Source organism: Curtobacterium sp. AC268 (assembly GCF_979258745.1).
Genome location: NZ_OZ409878.1, coordinates 1181235 through 1200005 on the forward strand (window position 1 = coordinate 1181235; position 18771 = coordinate 1200005).

At 71.8% G+C, this 18771-nt stretch carries 19 protein-coding genes; 3 read left to right on the forward strand and 16 right to left on the reverse strand.

What is annotated here, in order from left to right; genetic code table 11:
- Window positions 1-3: 3 nt before the first annotated feature.
- The 3 genes from ACZZ9K_RS05465 to ACZZ9K_RS05475 all read right to left on the reverse strand — a co-directional run bounded on the left by ACZZ9K_RS05465 (window position 4) and on the right by ACZZ9K_RS05475 (window position 3359).
- The gene (locus ACZZ9K_RS05465) at window positions 4-1377 is read right to left on the reverse strand and encodes an FAD-dependent oxidoreductase (RefSeq protein ID WP_071247400.1); all 1374 of its coding nucleotides are present in this window, start codon (window positions 1375-1377) and stop codon (window positions 4-6) included.
- A gap of 82 nt (window positions 1378-1459) precedes the next feature.
- On the reverse strand, window positions 1460-2536 hold the full coding sequence (locus ACZZ9K_RS05470) for a polyprenyl synthetase family protein (protein WP_138803859.1): 1077 nt from the start codon (window positions 2534-2536) through the stop codon (window positions 1460-1462).
- A gap of 31 nt (window positions 2537-2567) precedes the next feature.
- On the reverse strand, window positions 2568-3359 hold the full coding sequence (locus ACZZ9K_RS05475) for a demethylmenaquinone methyltransferase (protein ID WP_017888622.1): 792 nt from the start codon (window positions 3357-3359) through the stop codon (window positions 2568-2570).
- A gap of 86 nt (window positions 3360-3445) precedes the next feature.
- Here ACZZ9K_RS05475 and ACZZ9K_RS05480 point away from each other — a divergent pair, with 86 nt between their 5' ends.
- Complete coding sequence (locus tag ACZZ9K_RS05480; protein ID WP_463443508.1) at window positions 3446-4705, forward strand: isochorismate synthase; 1260 nt, start codon at window positions 3446-3448, stop codon at window positions 4703-4705.
- 61 nt (window positions 4706-4766) lie between these two features.
- Here ACZZ9K_RS05480 and menD read toward each other — a convergent pair whose 3' ends face one another.
- Window positions 4767-6515, reverse strand: coding sequence for a 2-succinyl-5-enolpyruvyl-6-hydroxy-3-cyclohexene-1-carboxylic-acid synthase (gene menD / locus ACZZ9K_RS05485; protein ID WP_463444737.1), 1749 nt, complete (start codon window positions 6513-6515; stop codon window positions 4767-4769).
- Window positions 6508-6867: a PLDc N-terminal domain-containing protein gene (locus ACZZ9K_RS05490; RefSeq protein WP_071406307.1), complete on the reverse strand. Its 360-nt coding sequence runs from the start codon at window positions 6865-6867 to the stop codon at window positions 6508-6510. The genes menD and ACZZ9K_RS05490 overlap by 8 nt, the downstream gene beginning before the upstream one ends.
- 65 nt (window positions 6868-6932) lie before the next feature.
- Between ACZZ9K_RS05490 and ACZZ9K_RS05495 the strand changes: the two genes are divergently transcribed.
- On the forward strand, window positions 6933-7268 hold the full coding sequence (locus ACZZ9K_RS05495; RefSeq protein WP_111038107.1) for a DUF4229 domain-containing protein: 336 nt from the start codon (window positions 6933-6935) through the stop codon (window positions 7266-7268).
- A 37-nt stretch (window positions 7269-7305) separates the two neighbouring features.
- Here the strand turns inward: ACZZ9K_RS05495 and ACZZ9K_RS05500 are convergent, their stop codons facing one another.
- The 4 genes from ACZZ9K_RS05500 to ACZZ9K_RS05515 are packed head-to-tail and all read right to left on the reverse strand — an operon-like array spanning window position 7306 to window position 10793.
- The gene (locus ACZZ9K_RS05500) at window positions 7306-8307 is read right to left on the reverse strand and encodes a 1,4-dihydroxy-2-naphthoate polyprenyltransferase (RefSeq protein WP_071247407.1); all 1002 of its coding nucleotides are present in this window, start codon (window positions 8305-8307) and stop codon (window positions 7306-7308) included.
- Between the two features lie 5 nt (window positions 8308-8312).
- On the reverse strand, window positions 8313-9488 hold the full coding sequence (locus ACZZ9K_RS05505) for an AMP-binding protein (RefSeq protein WP_463443509.1): 1176 nt from the start codon (window positions 9486-9488) through the stop codon (window positions 8313-8315).
- Window positions 9488-10417, reverse strand: a complete 930-nt coding sequence (locus tag ACZZ9K_RS05510) for a 1,4-dihydroxy-2-naphthoyl-CoA synthase (RefSeq protein ID WP_463443510.1) — start codon at window positions 10415-10417, stop codon at window positions 9488-9490. The genes ACZZ9K_RS05505 and ACZZ9K_RS05510 overlap by 1 nt, the downstream gene beginning before the upstream one ends.
- Window positions 10418-10448: 31 nt before the next feature.
- A complete protein-coding gene (locus ACZZ9K_RS05515; protein WP_214521819.1) occupies window positions 10449-10793 on the reverse strand; it encodes a hypothetical protein in 345 nt (114 codons plus the stop codon).
- A gap of 353 nt (window positions 10794-11146) precedes the next feature.
- Between ACZZ9K_RS05515 and ACZZ9K_RS05520 the strand changes: the two genes are divergently transcribed.
- A complete protein-coding gene (locus ACZZ9K_RS05520) occupies window positions 11147-12136 on the forward strand; it encodes an o-succinylbenzoate synthase (protein ID WP_463443511.1) in 990 nt (329 codons plus the stop codon).
- A gap of 291 nt (window positions 12137-12427) precedes the next feature.
- Here the strand turns inward: ACZZ9K_RS05520 and ccsB are convergent, their stop codons facing one another.
- From ccsB to ACZZ9K_RS05555, 7 genes are all read right to left on the reverse strand, one after another.
- Window positions 12428-13447 carry a c-type cytochrome biogenesis protein CcsB gene (ccsB, locus tag ACZZ9K_RS05525; protein WP_138804034.1) on the reverse strand — a complete coding sequence of 340 codons (1020 nt, stop codon included), beginning with the start codon at window positions 13445-13447 and terminating at the stop codon, window positions 12428-12430.
- A 5-nt stretch (window positions 13448-13452) separates the two neighbouring features.
- Entirely contained in the window at window positions 13453-14991 is a 1539-nt protein-coding gene (gene resB, locus ACZZ9K_RS05530; RefSeq protein WP_463443512.1) for a cytochrome c biogenesis protein ResB, read from the reverse strand.
- 170 nt (window positions 14992-15161) lie between these two features.
- Window positions 15162-15860: a cytochrome c biogenesis CcdA family protein gene (locus ACZZ9K_RS05535; RefSeq protein ID WP_463444738.1), complete on the reverse strand. Its 699-nt coding sequence runs from the start codon at window positions 15858-15860 to the stop codon at window positions 15162-15164.
- 45 nt (window positions 15861-15905) lie between these two features.
- The gene (locus tag ACZZ9K_RS05540) at window positions 15906-16544 is read right to left on the reverse strand and encodes a TlpA family protein disulfide reductase (RefSeq protein WP_110863410.1); all 639 of its coding nucleotides are present in this window, start codon (window positions 16542-16544) and stop codon (window positions 15906-15908) included.
- Window positions 16541-16807, reverse strand: a complete 267-nt coding sequence (locus ACZZ9K_RS05545) for a hypothetical protein (protein WP_463443513.1) — start codon at window positions 16805-16807, stop codon at window positions 16541-16543. The genes ACZZ9K_RS05540 and ACZZ9K_RS05545 overlap by 4 nt, the downstream gene beginning before the upstream one ends.
- Entirely contained in the window at window positions 16792-17196 is a 405-nt protein-coding gene (locus ACZZ9K_RS05550; protein ID WP_463443514.1) for a histidine phosphatase family protein, read from the reverse strand. The genes ACZZ9K_RS05545 and ACZZ9K_RS05550 overlap by 16 nt, the downstream gene beginning before the upstream one ends.
- A gap of 67 nt (window positions 17197-17263) precedes the next feature.
- Window positions 17264-18757, reverse strand: coding sequence for a SulP family inorganic anion transporter (locus tag ACZZ9K_RS05555; protein WP_463443515.1), 1494 nt, complete (start codon window positions 18755-18757; stop codon window positions 17264-17266).
- Between the last annotated feature and the right edge of the window lie 14 nt (window positions 18758-18771).

An 18771-nucleotide genomic window follows, 5' to 3' on the forward strand; every position in this document is an offset into this window, starting at 1 on the left:
TCGTCAGCTGGTCGGGGTGTCGACGCGGCCGAGCGAGACGTCGATCATCTCGTCGCGCGGCACCACCTTGATGCGCTCGCGCCCGTCGACTGCACCGAGCGCCTGCTCGTGGGTGTCGAGGTGGTGCCAGCCCTCGAGGTCGGTGTACTCGACACCGCGCTCGCGGAGCAGGGCCGGGATCGCCTCGTCCGACGGGTCCTCCGGGGTCCACCAACTCGCCTGGTCGTTGACGATGTGCTGCACGGTCTCCATCGCGTCGGACTTCGTGTGTCCGATGAGCCCGACCGGACCGCGCTTGATCCAGCCGGTGGCGTACACCCCGGGGATCTGCTGGTTGTCGTCGTCGAGGACCTGGCCCTCGTGGTTCGGGATGACACCGTGCCGCTCGTCGAACGGCACCCCGGGCAGCGGGGAACCGAAGTACCCGACCGCGCGGTAGGCGGCCTGGATCGGGATCTCGCGGATCTCGCCGGTGCCCTCGACGCCGCCCTCGCCGTTCGGCCGGGTGCGCTCGTAGCGGATGGCGGTCAGCTTGCCCTGCTCGTCGCCGACGAACTCGATCGGCTTCGCGTAGAAGTGCAGGTGGAGCCGGCGGCTGGCCTGGCCGACCTCACGCGTGCGCCACTGCTCGAGGACACGGTTGATCACCATGACCTGCTTGTTCGTCGCGATCGCGGTCTTCGACGCCTCGTCGTGGTCGAAGTCCTCGTCGTAGACCACCATGTCGACGTCACGGACCTCGCCGAGCTCGCGGAGCTCGAGCGGCGTGAACTTCACCTGCGCCGGGCCACGGCGGCCGAAGACGTGCACGTCCGTGACCGGCGATGCCTTGAGGCCCTCGTACACGTTCGCGGGGATCTCGGTCGGCAGCAGGTCGTCGGCGTGCTTCGCCAGGATGCGCGAGACGTCGAGGGCGACGTTGCCGACGCCGATGACCGCGACGCTCTCGGCGTGCAACGGCCAGGTGCGCGGCACGTCGGGGTGGCCGTCGAACCAGCTCACGAACTCGGCTGCGCCGTACGAGCCGTCGAGGTCGACACCGGGGATGTCGAGGTCGGCGTCCTTGATCGCACCGGTGGAGAACACGACCGCGTTGTAGTGCTTCTTGAGATCCTCGAGGGTGATGTCCTCGCCGTAGCGGACGTTGCCGAACAGCCGGACGACACCGCGGTCGAGGACGTCACGCAGGGCGTTGATGATGCCCTTGATGCGCGGGTGGTCGGGGGCGACGCCGTACCGGACCAGACCGTAGGGCGCGGGGAGCTGCTCGAACAGGTCGATCGACACGTCGTAGCCGTGCGCCTCGCGCAGCAGGATGTCCGCGGCGTAGATGCCGGCCGGGCCGGCGCCGACGATGGCGAGTCGGAGGGTGGGCACTGATCGTCTCCAGTTCGTTCGGGTGGGGGTTCCCGGGGGCCTCCCGACCGGGCCGCAGTGCGTGCACCGTCGGGAGGGGTGTTCAGCGGCTTCGGTCGACGACGGAGTCCGCGAAGCGGGTGAGTGCCCGTTTCACGGTGCCGTCGGGGAGCGGGGCGAGGGCGGCGACGGCTTCGCGTGCCCAGGCGACGGCGACGGCGCGGGTCGCCGCGGTGGCCTCGTGCTCGCGGAGCGCGGCGACGGCCGACTGGTACGGCGTGGAGTCGACCACGTCGTCGGGCGCACCGTTGACGTCACGCTCGATGCGCTCGACCAGGTGCTGCGCGGACGGATCGGTCGCGGCCATCCGGCGCAGCTGCAGGACCGGCAGGGTGTCGACGCCTGCGCGCAGGTCGTTGCCGGCGATCTTGCCCGTCTTGTCCGTCGCCGGGGCGAGGTCGATGACGTCGTCGACGAGCTGGAAGGCCACGCCGACCTTCTCGCCGAAGGTACCGACGGCGTCGAGGTAGGCGCGGTCGGCACCGGAGAACATCACGCCGGCGCGTGCCGCGGTGGCGATGAGCGAACCGGTCTTGTCGCTGAGCACCTGGATGTAGTGCTCGAGCGGGTCGTCGTCCGGCTGCGGCCCCGTGGTCTCGTGCAGCTGCCCCATGCAGAGGCGCTGGAAGGTCTCGGCCTGCATCCGGATGCCCTCGGTGCCGAGGTCGGCCGTGATCAGGCTGGCGCGGGCGAAGAGCAGGTCACCGGTCAGGATCGCCACGTTGTTGCCGTAGGTGATCTGCGCGGCGGGGACCCCGCGTCGGACCGGCGCCTCGTCCATGACGTCGTCGTGGTACAGCGACGCCAGGTGCGTGGTCTCGATGCTCACCGCGGCCTTGACCACGGCGTCGGTCACGCCGTCACCGAGCTGGGCGATGAGGAGCGTCAGGGTCGGGCGGATGCGCTTGCCACCGGCGGACAGCAGGTACCGGCTGGTGGTGTCGGCGAGGGTGTCGGTGGAACGCATGGCGTCCTCGAGCCCCTGCTCGACGAGTTCGAGCCCGTCGTCGACCGCGGAGATGAAGCGTCGGTCGGCGGGCGTGGCGAACAACCGCTCGCCGATGCCCAGCGATGCGCGCAGGCTCGGCGCGCGACGTGCGACCGGGACGCTCGGATTCAAGTGCTGCTCCGTCTTCGGGGGTGGTGACCGGTCAGTCGGCGGCCGGGTCGACGCGCGGCTGCTCGCCGGTGTTCTGGTGGTCACGGCGGGCCTTCGCACGCCGTGCCGCGGACTCGCGCACCGTGTCGGCGACGGGCTTGCGGCCACGGTGCAGTGCGACGATACCGGCCGTCAGGTTGCGGTACGCGACCACCGAGAAGCCGACACCGCGGAGCCACTGGGTGAGCACCTGCTGGTCGGGCCACGCGTCGATCGACTCGGCGAGGTAGCGGTAGGCGGCCGGGTTGCTGCTCGAGAGCCGCGCGATGCCCGGGAGCACGCGCTTCAGGTAGGTGCCGTAGCCGAAGCGCAGCAGGGCACGGGGCGGCGTCGAGAACTCACAGATGACGACGCGGCCACCGGGCTTCAGGACGCGCAGCATCTCGGCGAGCGCCTGCTTCGGGTCGTTCACGTTGCGCAGGCCGAACGAGATCGTGACGGCGTCGAACGTGTCGTCGTCGAAGGGCAGCTGCTCGGCGTCGCCCTCGACGAAGGTGATCTCGGGGTGGCGTTCACGGCCGACGGCGATCATGCCGGCGGACAGGTCGAGTGCGGTGACCTCGGCGCCCTTCTTGGCGAAGGCCGCCGCGCTGGTCCCGGTGCCCGCGGCGATGTCGAGGACCTTCTCGCCGGGCTGCGGGTCGACCGCGCGGACCGTGGCGACACGCCACAGCGGGGCGTTGCCCGCCGACAGGATGTCGTTCGTGAGGTCGTACTTGGCCGCGACGTCGTCGAACATCGCCGCCACCTCGTCCGGGCGCTTGTTCAGGTCCGCTCTGCTCACACGATCAATCCTAGAGGTCCCGACCGAGCGTTCACCGGACTCGCAGCCACCCGGGCGGTGCGGGATCGGCGCGTAGCATCGGAGCCGTGACCCGAACCACCACGGCGGCGCCCCCGCTGACGGTCTCGACCCGGATCCTCGACGACCCGGGCGCCGTCCTCCGCCACACGCTCCGCGACCGCCCCCTCGCCTTCGTCCGGAACGGCGACGGCATCGTCGGCATCGGCGAGGCGCTCCGGTTCACCTTCACCGGCCCCGACCGGATGCGTGACGCCGCGGCCCTCTGGCGCAGCGTCGTCGAGACCGCCGTCGTCGACGACCCGGTGCAGCTGCGCGGTTCGGGGCTCGTCGCGTTCGGGTCGTTCGCCTTCGCCGACGACTCCGCCGACGAGAGCGTGCTCATCGTGCCCCGGGTGGTCCTCGGCCGGCGACGCGGCAAGGCCTGGCTGACCGCGATCGACACGACGCTCGGCGCGGAACCCCTGGCCTTCACCCGGACCTCGGTCCCGGTCCCCCACGTCGGGCCGCACGTCTCCGTCGCGCTGCGTCCCGGGCACATCGACGAGGACACCTACGCCGCCAACGTGTCCGAGGCCGTCCGCCGCATCGTCGCCGGGAGCGCCCGCAAGGTGGTGCTCGCCCGCGACCTCGTCGGCACGCTGCCGCCGGGAGCCGACCGACGGGCGGTCCTGCTCGACCTCGCGGCCGCCTACCCGCAGTGCGTGACCTTCGCGGTGGACGGGCTGGTCGGTGCCACCCCCGAGACGCTCGCCCGCACCGACGGCACGCGGCTGACCGCACGGGTGCTCGCGGGCAGCGCCGCCCGGGGCACCGACGAGGTGTCCGACCGGGCCGCCGCCGAGGCCCTGGCCAGCAGCGCCAAGGACGTCGAGGAGCACGCCTTCGCGATCGACAGCCTGCTCGCGGCCCTCGCCCCGCTCGCCACGGACCTGCGCGCCGACGCCGAACCGTTCCGGCTGCAGCTGCCGAACCTGTGGCACCTGGCGACGGACGTACAGGCGACGCTGCCGCCCGACACCACGTCGCTGGACGTCGCCGACGCCCTGCACCCGACGGCCGCGGTCGCCGGCACCCCGACGGACGTGGCCGTGCAGTTGGTCGCCGAGCTGGAGGGCGTCGACCGCGGCCGCTACGCCGGGCCGGTCGGCTGGATGAGCGCGACGGGTGACGGCGAGTGGATGCTCGCGCTCCGCAGCGCCCGGATCGACGACGACGGCACCGTCCGGGCCTGGGCGGGGGCCGGGATCGTCGCGGGTTCGGAGCCGGCGCGCGAGGTCGCCGAGACCGCCCTGAAGTTCCGGCCGATCACCGACGCGCTGGCCTGAGGCAGCCGCGCGATCCGCGCAATCCGCGCGGGCACGCACTCGCTCGGTCGCCGGTCGCCGGTCAGTCCGCCAGCGGGACCTCGATCACGACCCGCTCGGCGGGGTCGGTGAGCACCCGCTCGAGGTCGCCCCACGTCGCCGCCCGGCGGTACTCCCACCCGAGGCCCGTGACGACCCGCTCGACGTCGACGTGCTGCGGGGTCGACATCATCCGCCGCATGTCGGCCTCCGGCGTGGTCTTCGCCACCTCGAGCCCGCGGAAGATCGCTCCGCCGTGGTCGTTGCCGACGACGACCTGCACCCGGTGGGTGCGTTCCTCGGTGCCGGTGACGAACGCGCCGAGGTCGTGCAGCAGCGTCAGGTCCCCGAGGAGCACGCGTGTGGTGCCCACCGAGGCCGAGGAGTGTTCGAGCGCCGCGGCGATGCCGAGCGCGGTCGAGACGGTGCCGTCGATGCCGGCGAGGCCGCGGTTCGCGTGCACCCGGATCTTCTTGCCGAGCACCCGGGCATCGGCTTCACGGATGAGCTGCGACGCCCCGAGGACCAGCCGGTCGTGCGGCCAGGTCACGCCCCAGACGGCCTCGGCGAGCATGGCGCGGTCGACGGGTCGGCGACGGAGCGCGACCTCGTCACGCAGGAACTTGTTCCGCTCGGCGCGGTCGGCGGAACGCTTGGCGTCGAGGTCGGGGCCGGCGTCGCCGTCCCCCAGGATCCGCCGGCTGGAGCCGACCCAGCGGCCGACCCACGCGCGGTGCTCCGGCCGGGTCCGGCCCGTCACGCGGACGTCGGACACGAAGGTGGTCGCGGCGTCCGGTCGGGAGGAACGGGCCGGGTCGAAGGGGTCGGCCGCCGGTCCGCGGACCACGATCGTCTCGACCCCGTCGCGCTGCAGGAGCGCGGGGACCTCCCTGCTGAGGGTCGGGTGGCCGAGCACGACGGCCCGGCGGACCGCGCCGCCGTGGTCCGGGTCGCGCAGCAGTTCGCGGTAGGCCACGACCAGGTTGCGGCCGAAGCGCGCGCCGCTCGACACCTCGGCGAGGAGTGGCGCCCCGAGCTCCCAGGCGATCCGCTCCGCGTCCTCGCCTGCGTCGTGCCCGGCGATGACGACGGTGCCCGGCTCGTCGTCCGGGGTGAGTTCGGCGACCGGCAGACCGGTGTGTGCGCGGCGGGTGGCGAACGCCAGGTCGACCTCGTCGTCCGGCACGGGGCTGACGTGCTCCGTGGCGAGCCCGGCGGACAGCGGCTCACGGAACGCGACGTTGAGCTGCGCGGGACCGGGCTGCCCGGTGTGCCCCGCTGCGGCGGCGACGGCCTGTCGGGCGAGGGTGCGCAGGGTGTCGCGGACCGAGGCGTCGACACCGTGCGCCGACGGAGCCTCGACGTCGCGGACGAAGGCGACGGCCTGGCCGAAGAGCCCCGGCTGGACGGTGGTCTGGTTGCTGCCGATGCCGCGCAGTTCGTCGGGGCGGTCGGCGCTCAGGACGATCATCGGCACGCCGGAGTGGTGCGCCTCGAGCACGGCGGGGTGCAGGTTCGCCACCGCGGTGCCCGACGTCGTCACCACCGCTGCGGGCCGGTGCGTCTCGACCGCGAGCCCGAGTGCGAAGAACCCGGCGGTCCGTTCGTCCAGCCGCACGTGCACGGTCAGCCCACCGGCGCGTTCCAGGGCGACCGCCGCGAGGGCGAGTGCCTGGGAACGTGACCCGGGACTCACGACGACGTCGGTGACGCCGGCACGCACGAGTTCCTGCAGGAGGGCGAGCGCGGTGTCCGTCGCCGGGCTGCCCGAACCGACGGGGCCGTCAGCGATCGGTGCGGCCGTCGTCGTCGCGCTCGTGGAACTGGTCTTCGAGGTCTCGGAGGGTCGCGTCGTCCTGGTCCTTGTCCGTGAGGGTGGTGCCCGGCTCCGGCGTGGTGCCGAGGAAGTCCGGGTCGTCTTCGGGTCCACGGTAGCGGGCGGAAGCACCGGGGTCGGCCGCCGGGGTGCGACCCAACAGGAACCAGAGGACGCCGCCGAGGACGGGCAGGATGATGACGAGCAGGAGCCACACGCCGCGACGCAGGGAACGGACACGCTGACGCGGCATCGTTCCGCAGTCGATGGCCGCGTACACCGTGAAGGCGACGGCGGCCACGGCGACGATCAACCACAAGCGGACCATGCGGTGAAGTCTAGGTCGCGACCCTGTGATGCCCCTGCCGGTCGACGCTTCCGTAGACTCACCGTGTGAAAGCGTGGCTCCTGTACACCCTGGCTCGGCTCGGCATCTTCGTGGTGGCGCTCGTGCTCCTCCTGCTCCTGACGCCGATGCCGTGGTACTGGGCGACGATCGTGGCCGCCCTGGTGGGCCTGCTCATCTCGTACATCGCCCTGTCCGGACTGCGCACACAGGTGGCCCTGAGCCTGGCGAACCGCCGCGGCACCCCGGAGCGCGACGCCGACTCGGACTTCGAGGACGACTTCGTCGACGCCGCCGACTCCGACGCCGCGGCCACCCCGACCGTCCGTCCGGTGTCCGACGCCGACCGGCACGGAGCGCGCCGGGACACCGACGCCGACTGACCGGACGCGGGGCCGCCCGGTCGAGCAGCCGGAACCGCTACGGCTGGACGGCCAGGGTGATCCCGAGCACCACGCCGAAGGCGAGCGAGGCGAACGACGACAGCTGCAGGGCGGTGATGAGCTCGCGGGGCTTCCGTGACGACACCCCGATCGCCAGCGCCGGCAGGGCCAGCAGCAGCGAGAAGTACGTGAAGCCCGTGCGGAAGTACAGCAGCACGAACCAGAGCAGCACGACGTACGGCAGCATCAGGAACAGGCCGAAGAGGACGCGGGCCACCGGACGGCCGACGACCACGGCGAGCGTGCGCTTGCCCGCCAGCTGGTCCTCGTCGATGTCGCGGATGTTGTTCACCATCAGGACCGCGCAGGCGAAGAACCCGGCGGCGACGGCGGCTGCCCAGCCGTTCACGGTGACCTCGCGGATCTGCACGAACTGGGTGCCGAGCACGGCGACCAGTCCGAAGAAGACGAAGACGAAGACCTCGCCGAGGGCGTTGTACCCGTACGGCTTCTTGCCACCGGTGTAGAACCAGGCGGCGACGATAGCGGCGGCCCCGACGAGCAGCAGCCACCACAGCTGGGTGAGCAGCACGATGACCAGGCCGGCGACCGCGGCCAGGCCGAAGAACGTCAGGGCGACGGTGAGCACGGTCCGGGGCTTGGCCAGGCCGGCTCCGGTGAGTCGTGCCGGACCAACGCGGTACTCGTCGGTGCCGCGGACCCCGTCGGAGTAGTCGTTGCTGTAGTTCACGCCGATCTGCAGGAACAGCGCCACGGCCAGGGCGAGCAGCGCGACCGCGAGGTGGCCGTCCTTCGCCAGGTAGTCGCCGAAGTCGCCGGGCTCACCGCTGTCGACGAACGCGACGGCGGTGCCGAGCACGACCGGGACGACACCGAGGGTCAGGGTGCGCAGGCGTGCGCCGCCGATCCAGTCGCGCGCGGTCGCCTTCCGCTTGGTGCGGGCGGGGGCAGCGGCCTTCGCCGGGTTGCCGGACCGGCCCTGCTTCTGCGTCGAGTTCTTCGTTCGTGCCACGAGCACCGATCTTATTGCCGATGCGACCGCCCGGCGGCTCGCGGTCCCGACGAGCGGACCGGGTCGGCGAGCGCCTGCACGGCCCGACGGTCGGGTTTGCCCGACGGCAGCATCGGGATCCGCTCCACCAGGACCACGTCGGCGGGGCGGGCGGCACGCCCCAGGGTGGCTCCGACGTGGGCACGCACGGCCTCGAGGTCGAGCGGTTGCTCGGTGACGACGACCGGGACCTCGCCCCACTCCCCCGCCGAGCGCCGGGCGACGACGGCGCTCTCCTGCCCGGGGAGCCCGCGGACGAGCCGTTCGACCGCACCGAGCTGGACCTTCTCACCGCCGGAGATCACCACGTCGTCGAGGCGTCCGAGCACGCGGACCACGCCGCCGGACAGGGTCGCGGTGTCCCCGGTCCGGTACCAGCGCAGCCCGTCACGCTCGACGAAGGCCGACGCCGTGCGGGCGTCGTCGTCGAGGTACCCCTCGGCGAGCATCGGCCCGGCCAGGTGCAGCTCGCCGTCGACCAGCGCGGTGCGCACCGTGCCGAACGGGACGCCGTCGTACACGCATCCACCGCTCGTCTCGCTCGCACCGTACGTCGTCACGATCCGGACCCCGGCGTCGAGCGCCCGCTGCCGGAGCGGCGCCGGGGTGGCCTGCCCGCCGACCAGGACCGCGTCGAACCGGGCGAGCGCACGCGTGGCGTCCGGGTCGTCGAGGACGCGTGCGAGCTGCACCGGCACCAGGGAGGTGTAGCGACGGGGCGCGGCCGGACCGGTGACGAGCCGTTCGGCCGCCTCGGTGAACGCGGCGGCCGCGAAGTGCCCGGGTGGCACGACGACGGGGTCGGTGCCCGCCGTGATCGAGCGGGTCAGGACGTTGATGCCGGCGATGTAGTGCGCCGGCAGTGCGAGCACCCAGCGCCCGGGCCCACCGAGTGCCGCGTCCGCCGCGGCGGCACCGGCGAGGAGCGCCTCGGACGAGAGCGCCACGCGCTTGCCGGTGCCGGTGGACCCGCTGGTCTCGACCACCAGGGCGACCGCCTGACGGACCTCGGCCGGCGGTGGCGTCGGCAGTGCAGGAGTCCCCTCGGCGACGGGGAGCAGTGCGGGGCCGCCGGCGAGTGCTGCCTCCAGGCCGCGCAGCACGGCCGTCGGGTCCGACGTGCCGGTCGCGACCAGCGGACGGGGCATCAGTAGTGCCAGGGGAACGCGGTCCACTCGGGAGCGCGCTTCTCGAGGAACGAGTCGCGACCCTCGACGGCCTCGTCGGTGCCGTAGGCCAGCCGCGTGGCCTCGCCCGCGAACACCTGCTGGCCGACCATGCCGTCGTCCACGGCGTTGAACGCGTACTTGAGCATCCGGATCGCCGTCGGGGACTTGCCGAGCACGATCTCGCCCCAGCGGATCGCCTCCCGCTCCAGGTCGGCGTGCGGCACCACCGCGTTCACCGCCCCCATCTCGTACGCGCGCTGGGCGGAGTACTCCTGCGCGAGGAAGAAGACCTCGCGGGCGAACTTCTGCCCGATCTGCTTGGCGTAGTAGGCGCTGCCGTAGCCGCCGTCGAACGAGCCGACGTCGGCATCGGTCTGCTTGAACTTCCCGTGCTCGGCGCTCGCGATGGTGAGGTCGCAGATCGCGTGCAGGGAGTGCCCGCCGCCCGCAGCCCAGCCCGGGACGACCGCGATGACGACCTTGGGCATCATCCGGATCAGGCGCTGGACCTCGAGGATGTGCAGCCGCCCCATCGACGCCTGTGCGGCGGACGGGTCCACACCCTCGGGCGGTGCGCCCTCGTCGCCGACGTACTGGTAGCCGCTCCGCCCCCGGATGCGCTGGTCGCCGCCGGAGCAGAACGCCCACCCGCCGTCCTTCGGGCTCGGGCCGTTGCCGGTGAGCAGCACGACGCCGACGCGGGGGTCCTGCCGGGCGTCGTCGAGGGCGCGGTAGAGCTCGTCGACGGTGCGCGGGCGGAAGGCGTTGCGGACCTCGGGACGGTCGAAGGCGACCCGGACGATGCCCTTGGAGACGTGCTTGTGGTACGTGATGTCGGTGAACTGCTCCGCGATCGGAGCGGGGGTCCAGACGTCGGGGTCGAACAGGTCGGAGACGGGAGCAGCCATGCTCCCAACGTACCGCCGGGCGTCTGGCGGGTCAGGCGCCCATGTCGGTCAGGATCTCCGGCGCGACGAACACCATGATCACGATGAGGATCACGGGGTTCGCGAAGAACGCCAGGACCACCCCGACGGCGCCGTACCAGCGTCCGAACGAGCCGACGGCGGCGACGAACCCGAGCACCGCGGCGACGAGCGTCAGGAACACGACGACGAAGCAGATCCCGAAGGCGAAGTTCGTGTCACCGCCCATGAACACGGCGAAGGCACTGGCGTCCACCGCGGCGGAGACGACGGCGAGGCCGAGTGCGATCTTGCCGACGACGGGGTTGCGGCGCTTCGTGGCGCCCGTCTGCCGCACGTCGACGGTGTTGCGCTGCATGAGGCGGGCGAAGTCGTCGGAGTCCCGCCCGGGAGCCGCCGCGGGTCGAGCGCCCGCTGCCGGACGGGCTGCCGCCGCCGGTCGGGCTGCCGCCGCCGGTCGGGCTGCGGCCGCCGATCGGGCTGCGGCCGCCGATCGGGCTGCCGACGCCGGACGGGCCGCGGCGCTCGACGGATCGGACGGGCGCTGCGATGCGCGTTGCTGTGCTGCGCGCTGCCGCGGATCCACCGCCACCGAGCCTCCATCGTTTTCGGGTCGTTCCCCTGCCGACCGAGGCCGACCGATGCATGCTAATGCCCTGCCCTGGCGGTCCCCTCCGAGGAACCGGCGGGCCCCCTGGGTGCGGTGGGAGGATGGCGGACGTGCTCCCCGACCTCGCCGAACTCCTCGCCGACGCCCACGTGGTGGCCCTGCCGATGCGCGTGCGGTTCCGCGGCATCACCACGCGCGAGGCGGTCGTGCTGCGCGGCCCCGCAGGCTGGACCGAGTTCTCGCCGTTCGTCGAGTACGACGACGCCGAGGCCGCCGCCTGGCTGCGGGCCACCGTCGACTTCGGGTGGACGGACCACGAACCGGCCGCCGACTCCGTGCCGGTCAACGCCACCGTCCCGGCGATCGCCGCCGACGCCGTCGCCGACCTGCTCGCGCGGTACCCCGGGTGCACCACCGCCAAGGTCAAGGTCGCGGAGCCCGGCACGACCGTCGACGACGACGTCGCCCGTGTCGCCGCGGTCCGCCGGGTGATGGGGCCCGAGGCCGCGGTCCGGGTCGACGCGAACGGGCTGTGGAGCGTGGAGCAGGCCACCGCAGCGCTGGAGCGGCTCACACGGTTCGACCTGCAGTACGCCGAACAGCCCTGTGCGACGGTGCCCGAACTCGCCGAGCTCCGGTCGCGCGTCGCCGGCCTCGGGGTCCGGGTCGCCGCGGACGAGAGCGTCCGGAAGGCGAGCGACCCCCTCGCCGTCGCCCGGGCCGGTGCCGCCGACGTCCTGGTCGTGAAGGCCCAGCCGCTCGGCGGGATCACCGCGGCCCGTGCCGTCATCGCCGACGCCGGATTGCCGTGCGTCGTCTCCAGTGCGCTCGACACCTCGGTCGGGCTCGGCATGGGAGCGTTCCTGGCCGCCGCGGCGATGACCCCCGGGTACGCCGCAGGACTCGGGACGGCGGCGATGTTCGCCGGGGACGTCACGGCGGATCCCCTGCTGCCGGTCGGCGGTCGGGTGCCGGTGCGCCGGGTCGACGTCGCGCCGGAGCTGGTGGAGCGCTCCGCCGCGTCGCCGGAGCGCACGGCGTGGTGGCGTGCGCGGGTGGCCCGCGTGCACGCCCTGCTCGCCGCCGGGTAGCGCACCAGCCGCGTCCTCACGAGACGCCGTCGTCTCCGCAAGACGCCGGCGTCTTCGCAACACGCCGGCGTCTCCTTTCGGCGCCGCCGCGTGATCGAGACGCCGCCGAGTCATCGAGACGCCGCCGAAACCTGCGGCGTCTCGCCGACGACGCGGCGTCCCACCGACACGACGGCGTCTTCCTGGCCGTGCACGCGACCCGACGACGGACGGGAGGCACGGTGCCCGCTGGCACCGTGCCTCCCGTCCGGTCGTGGTCGCGACCAGGGCCGCATCAGCGACCCGTGGTGCTCACAGACCCGAGTAGCTGTGCAGGCCCTTGAAGAAGACGTTCACGACCGAGAAGTTGAACATCACCGCGGCGAAGCCGATGAGGGCCAGCCAGGACGACCGCGCACCGCGCCAGCCGCGGGTCGCGCGGGCGTGGATGTAGCCCGCGTAGACGACCCAGATGATGAAGGTCCAGACCTCCTTCGTGTCCCAGCCCCAGTAGCGGCCCCAGGCGCGTTCCGCCCAGATCGCACCGGCGATGAGGGTGAAGGTCCAGAGGACGAAGCCGACGAGCAGGACGCGGTAGGTCAGGACCTCGAGCCGGTCGGCGTCCGGCAGTGTCGCCATGAAGCGGAGCTTGCCGGAGGCCGTGCGGCCCTGTCGGTACGTCTGCACGAGCTGCGCCACCGCGAGCCCCGCGCCGAGCGCGAAGAACCCGGTGCCGGCGATGGCCACGAAGACGTGGATGACCAGCCAGTACGACTGCAGGGCCGGCTGCAGCGGGACGACGGGGACCCAGTAGTTCACCGTCGCGATGCCGAGCAGGATGATCGTCAGGCCGGTGATGAAGACACCGAGGAACTTCAGGTTCTGCCAGAACTGCACGAGCAGGAAGATCAGGGTGATCAGCGCCGTGCCGGTCAGCGAGAACTCGAACATGTTGCCCCACGGCACACGGTCGGCCGCGATGCCGCGGAGGACGACCGAGGCGACGTGCAGGACGAGCGCGAGGATCGTCATCGCCATGCCGACGCGCTCGAACTTCGTGCCGCGACCGGCCGAGCCACCCGACGGCGGTGCGGCGACCTGCTCGAGCACGACGGTGCCGCCGCGGACGGTCGCGACCGTCTTCGCGCCGCGTTCCGACGCGGCGCTTGCCGCGTCGGACGAGCTGTCGTCGGCGCCCGCGTTCTTCGCGGCGGCCGTGACCTCGCCGGAGCGTTTGGCCATGTCGAGGGCGAACGAGATGAACGCGACCACGTACACCGCCATCGCGGAGTACGTGAGCACGACCGAGTAGGTCGCGAGGTTCGTGGTCATGTCGTTCACTGGGGCATCCTAACTCCGAGGTCCGACGTGTGGCGCTGTGCGATGTCCGCGACGGCCCGTTCGAGGTTCGGGTCCTCGCCGCGTGCGAGTCCGGCGTACTCGAGGTCGTACTCGCCGCCCTGCGCATCGCGACGCGGGACGACCTTCACCCAGACGCGGCGGCGCGGGACGAACAGCGAGGTGAGCAGGCCGAGGGTGGAGAGCAGGGCGAACCCGCCCACCCAGAGCTGCGAGGGGTCGTGGTGGACGTCGAGGGACACGTACCGCTTGACGCCGTCGAAGGTGATCGAGCCGGCGCCCTCCGGCAGCTTCTTCGTCTGGCCGGGCTCGAGCGCGATGCTCGCGGTGTCCGACTGCCGACCGGCGATCTGGTCGAGACCCTTGGTGCTCAGCGTGTACACGCTCTGCGGTACACCGCTGTCGAGCCCGAGGTCACCCGTGTAGACCTGCAGCGTCAGCAGCGGGTTCTGGGTGTCCGGGTAGGCACTCGAGTACGCGCCGCTCGCGAGCTTCGACGCGGTGGGGTAGAAGAACCCGACCATGCCGAGCTGGTCCGGCTTCGCGTCCGGCACCTTGATGACGCCGGTGGAGGTGTAGTTCGCGTCCTCCGGCAGGAACGGCACGACGTCCTTGAACGCCACGTTCCCGTCGCCGTCACGCACCGTGACCTGCATCGCGTAGCCGTTGCCGAGCAGGTAGACGTTCGTGCCGCCGACGTGCAGCGGGTCGTTCACACCGAGGCGACTCGTCTTCGGCTCGCCGCCCTTCTCGGTGCTCGTGACGGTGGCCGAGTAGTCGAGCGCCTGACCGAGGGCGTCGAGGTTGCGCTCCTCGTACTTCGTCACGAACTTGTCGAGGCGGAGGTTGTAGCCCTGCAGGTCGGTCTGCTGGAACCAGCGTCCGGGGTTGAACGAGTCGTACGAGCCGAGCACGTTCGAGAACGTCTGCCCCTCGACCAGCAGGCGCTGTCCGGTGAAGCCGAAGCCGCCGCCGACACCGACCGCCAGGAGCACCCCGACGAGGGCGGCGTGGAACACCAGGTTGCCGGTCTCGCGCAGGTAGCCGCGCTCCGCGCTCACCGAGTCACCGAACCGCTCGACGCGGTACCCGGACCGCTTCAGGATCGCCATCGCGCGCGTCACCGCGTGCTCGGCGGACGGGAGGCCCGTGGTCGCGTCGATCCCGGTCGTCCCGTCGATCATCGCGTCGGGTTGCACCGCCACGGTGCGGAAGCCCGCCAGTCGCGTCAGCCGCGCGGGGGTCTTCGGCGGACGGGTCCGCAGGGCCTGCCAGTGGTGCTTCGTGCGGGGCACGATGCAGCCGATGAGCGAGATGAAGAGCAGCAGGTAGATCGCGGAGAACCACACCGAGGTGTAGGTGTCGAAGACCTGGAGCTTGTCGAGGACCGGGTAGAGCTGCGGGTGGTCCGCCTTGTACTGCACGACGCCGTTCGGGTCGGCGGTGCGCTGCGGGACGAGCGAGCCCGGGATGGCCGCGAGGGCGAGCAGCATGAGCAGGAACAGCGCCGTGCGCATGCTCGTCAGCTGCCGCCAGAAGAACCGGAGGTACCCGACGAAGCCGAGCTTCGGCTGGTTGATGCCACCGTCGGTGGGGCCGGAGCCGTCGACGTGGTCGGACGGTCGCTGCGGGTCGGAGGCGCTGTCGGCCCCGTCGCCTGCGCCCGTCGGGACGTGCTCGTTGAGGGTCAGACCGCGGGGACAAAGCTCTGGATCACCGCCCCGACGCTCGACATGACGGCCGACCAGATACCGGTGACCATGAGCAGACCGATGACGATCAGGATCGCTCCTCCGATGATGTTGACGGTGCGCATGTGGCGCTTCACCGCCGCGATGGCCCCCATGGCCCAGCCGGCACCGAGGGCGACGAGGACGAACGGGATACCGAGCCCGAGGCAGTAGGCGACCCCGAGCCACATGCCCTGCCATGCGCTGCCCGACTGGACGCTGAGCAGGTTGATGGCCGCCAGGGTCGGGCCGAGGCACGGGGTCCAGCCGAGGCCGAACACGATGCCGAGCAGGGGGGCACCGAGGAGCCCCGTGGCCGGGGTCCAGCCGGGCTTGATGGTGCGCTGCAGGAACGTGAACCGACCGACGAACACCAGGCCCATCGCGATCACGACGACCCCGAGGACCTGCGTGATGAGGTCGCGCCACCGCACGAGCCAGAAGCCGAGCGCCCCGAACACCGTCGTGTACGCCACGAACACCGCGGTGAACCCGGCGATGAACAGCAGCACGCCGAGCACCACACGACCCCGACGCTGCCCGCCCTCGGCGACACCGCCGACGTACCCGAGGTACCCCGGAACGAGCGGCAGCACGCACGGGGACAGGAACGACACGAGCCCGGCGAGCGCCGCCACGGGCAGCGCCACGGCCATCTGGCCGCTCAGGATCGCGTCGGCGAAGGGGTTGGAGGTCACGGGTCAGGAGGCCTTGCCGGCGTCGAGCTCGTCGCTGACCAGGGTCTGCAGGATGCTCGTGCCGTCGATCGCGCCGAGCACCCGGGCGGCGACGCGGCCCTTGGTGTCGAGGACGATCGTGGCGGGCACCGCGTTCGGTGCGATCTGCCCGGACATCGCCAGCTGCATCGTGCCCGTGCGCTGGTCGAGGACGGTCGGGTACTGCACGTCGAAGGTGCGCTCGAAGGCGGCCGCGGTCGCTGCTTCGTCACGCACGTTGACACCGATGAAGGCGACGTCGTCGGCGTCGGCGTACTCGTCGTGCACCTGGTTGAGGTACTTCGCCTCGGCGCGGCACGGCGGGCAGCTGGCGTACCAGAAGTTCAGGACGACGACCTTGCCACGGAGGTCCTTCGACGAGACGGTGTCGCCGTTCGAGTCCTCGGCCCGGAAGGTGACCGGGTCGGTGCGGTCCTTCGCGGAGACCTCGGTCACGGCGCCGTCGCCGGAGATGTAGTTCTGGGTCGTGCCGTTGCCGTACTGCTTCGCGATGCCGCCGCTGTCCGACGAGCAGCCGGACAGGACGAGGACGGCGGCCACGGCCGTCGCTGCGAGGACCGCGAACCGCTTGCTGATGACGCGCGCACGCTTCGTGCTGTTCACACTGCTCCTTCGTCGACGGCGTTCGCGCGCAGTTCCTGCGCGGGGTCCGCGTACCCGACCTCGGTGAACCGACCGGTCGACGTGGCGGGCACACGTTCGACGGTGGTGATGCTCGACAGGTCACAGCGGCGCTTGCGCGGGTCGTGCCACAGGGGCTCCCCCGCGAGCTTCCGGTGGACCATCCAGATCGGCAGCTGGTGGCTGACCAGGACGACGTCGCCCTCGTCCACGCTCTCCCACGCCGTGGTCATCGCCGCGAGCATGCGGTTGGCGATCGACTCGTACGCCTCGCCCCAGCTGGGACGCAGAGGGTTTGCGATCCACGGCCACTCCGCCGGGCGGCCGAGCGAGCGCTTCGTGAACCCGGGGGCTGCCCCTCGTAGCGGTTCGTCGGTTCGATCAGGCGCTCGTCGAGCGTCACGTCGAGCCCGTAGGCGGCCGACCAGGGTGCGGCGGACTCCTGCGTGCGCTGCAGCGGGGACGCGACGATCCGACGCACGTCGACACCGGCGTCCTTCCAGGCGGTGGCGGAGGCCCGGGCCATCCGCGTGCCGAGGTCGCTCAGCCCGAAGCCCGGGAGCCGGCCGTAGAGGACGCGGCCCGGGTTGTGCACCTCTCCGTGCCGGACGAGGTGGAGACGGGTCGCGGGCATGGGTTCCAGTGTAGGTCGCCCGCGGTTCCCACCGCCCCCTCAGGTGATTCACCGGATGCGGAAGCACTCAGCCGCCGAGCTCACCGGAGAGCCGCCCGTGCAGCGCGATCGACCCCGTGTCGAGGTTCACCACCTCCACGGTCGACCCGTGCTTCACGAACCGCTGTTCGACCCCGTCGAGCGCGGCGACCGTGGACGCGTCGAACACATGGGCGTCGGCCAGGTCGATGATCACGTGCTCCGGGTCCTCGGCGTAGGAGAACCGTGTGACGAGGTCGTTCGACGAGGCGAAGAACAGCGCCCCGCGGACCCGGTACCGCACGGTGCGGTCGTCGACCGGCTCGCGGACCACGGTCACCACGTGCGCCACCCGGCGGGCGAAGACCAGGGCCGCCACGACCACGCCGACGAGCACCCCGGTGGCGAGGTTCTCGGTCACGACGACCACCACGACCGTGACGAGCATGACCGCGGTCTCGCCGAGCGGCATCCGACGGAGGGTGCGCGGTCGGATGCTGTGCCAGTCGAAGGTCGCGACGCAGACCATGAGCATGACCGCCGTCAGTGCCGCCATCGGGATCTGGGCCACGAGGTCGTGGAGCACGATCGTCAGGACCAGCACCGAGACGCCGGCCGCGAAGGTCGAGACGCGGGTCCGGGCGCCCGCGGTCTTCACGTTGATCACCGTCTGGCCGATCATCGCGCAGCCGCCGGTCCCACCGAAGAAGGCGGACGCGATGTTCGCGACACCCTGACCCCACGACTCGCGCCACTTGCTCGAGCCCGTCTCCGTGATGGAGTCGACGAGTTGCGCGGTGAGCAGGGTCTCGATCAGGCCGACGATCGCGACGCCGAACGCGTACGGGGCGATGATCTGCAGCGTCTCGAAGGTGAACGGCGTCGTGATGCCGCCGAAGCCCGGGAGCGCCGTCGGCAGGGCGCCCTCGTCGCCGACCGTCGGCACGGCGATGCTGAACACCATCGTGAGGCCGGTGACGACGACCACCGCGATGAGCGGTGCGGGGATCGCCTTCGTCAGGAACGGGAAGCCGACGATGATCGCGATGCCGAGCACGGTCAGCGGCCAGACGACGAACGGGACGTCGTCGCCGAGCAGGTTCGGCAGCTGGGCGGTGAAGATGAGGATGGCCAGGGCGTTCACGAACGCGACGTTGACGCTGCGCGGGATGAACCGCATCAGCCGTGCCACCCCGAGGAACCCGAGCACGAGCTGGAACACGCCACCCAGCACGATCGCGGGCACCAGGTACTCGATCCCGTGCTCCCGGACGAGCGGGGCGATGACCAGCGCCACCGAGCCCGCTGCGGCGGAGATCATCGCCGGGCGACCGCCGACGATCGAGATCACGATCGCGATGACGACGCTCGAGAACAGGCCGACCGCGGGATCGACCCCGGCGACGACGGAGAACGAGATCGCCTCGGGGATGAGGGCCAGCGCGGTGACGATGCCGGCCAGGACCTCTCGGGTGAGCATGCGGGGCGAGCGGAGGGCGGCGAGGACGCTCGGGGCCGTCGGCGCGTGTGTGATCACGGACATCGATCGGAACTCTA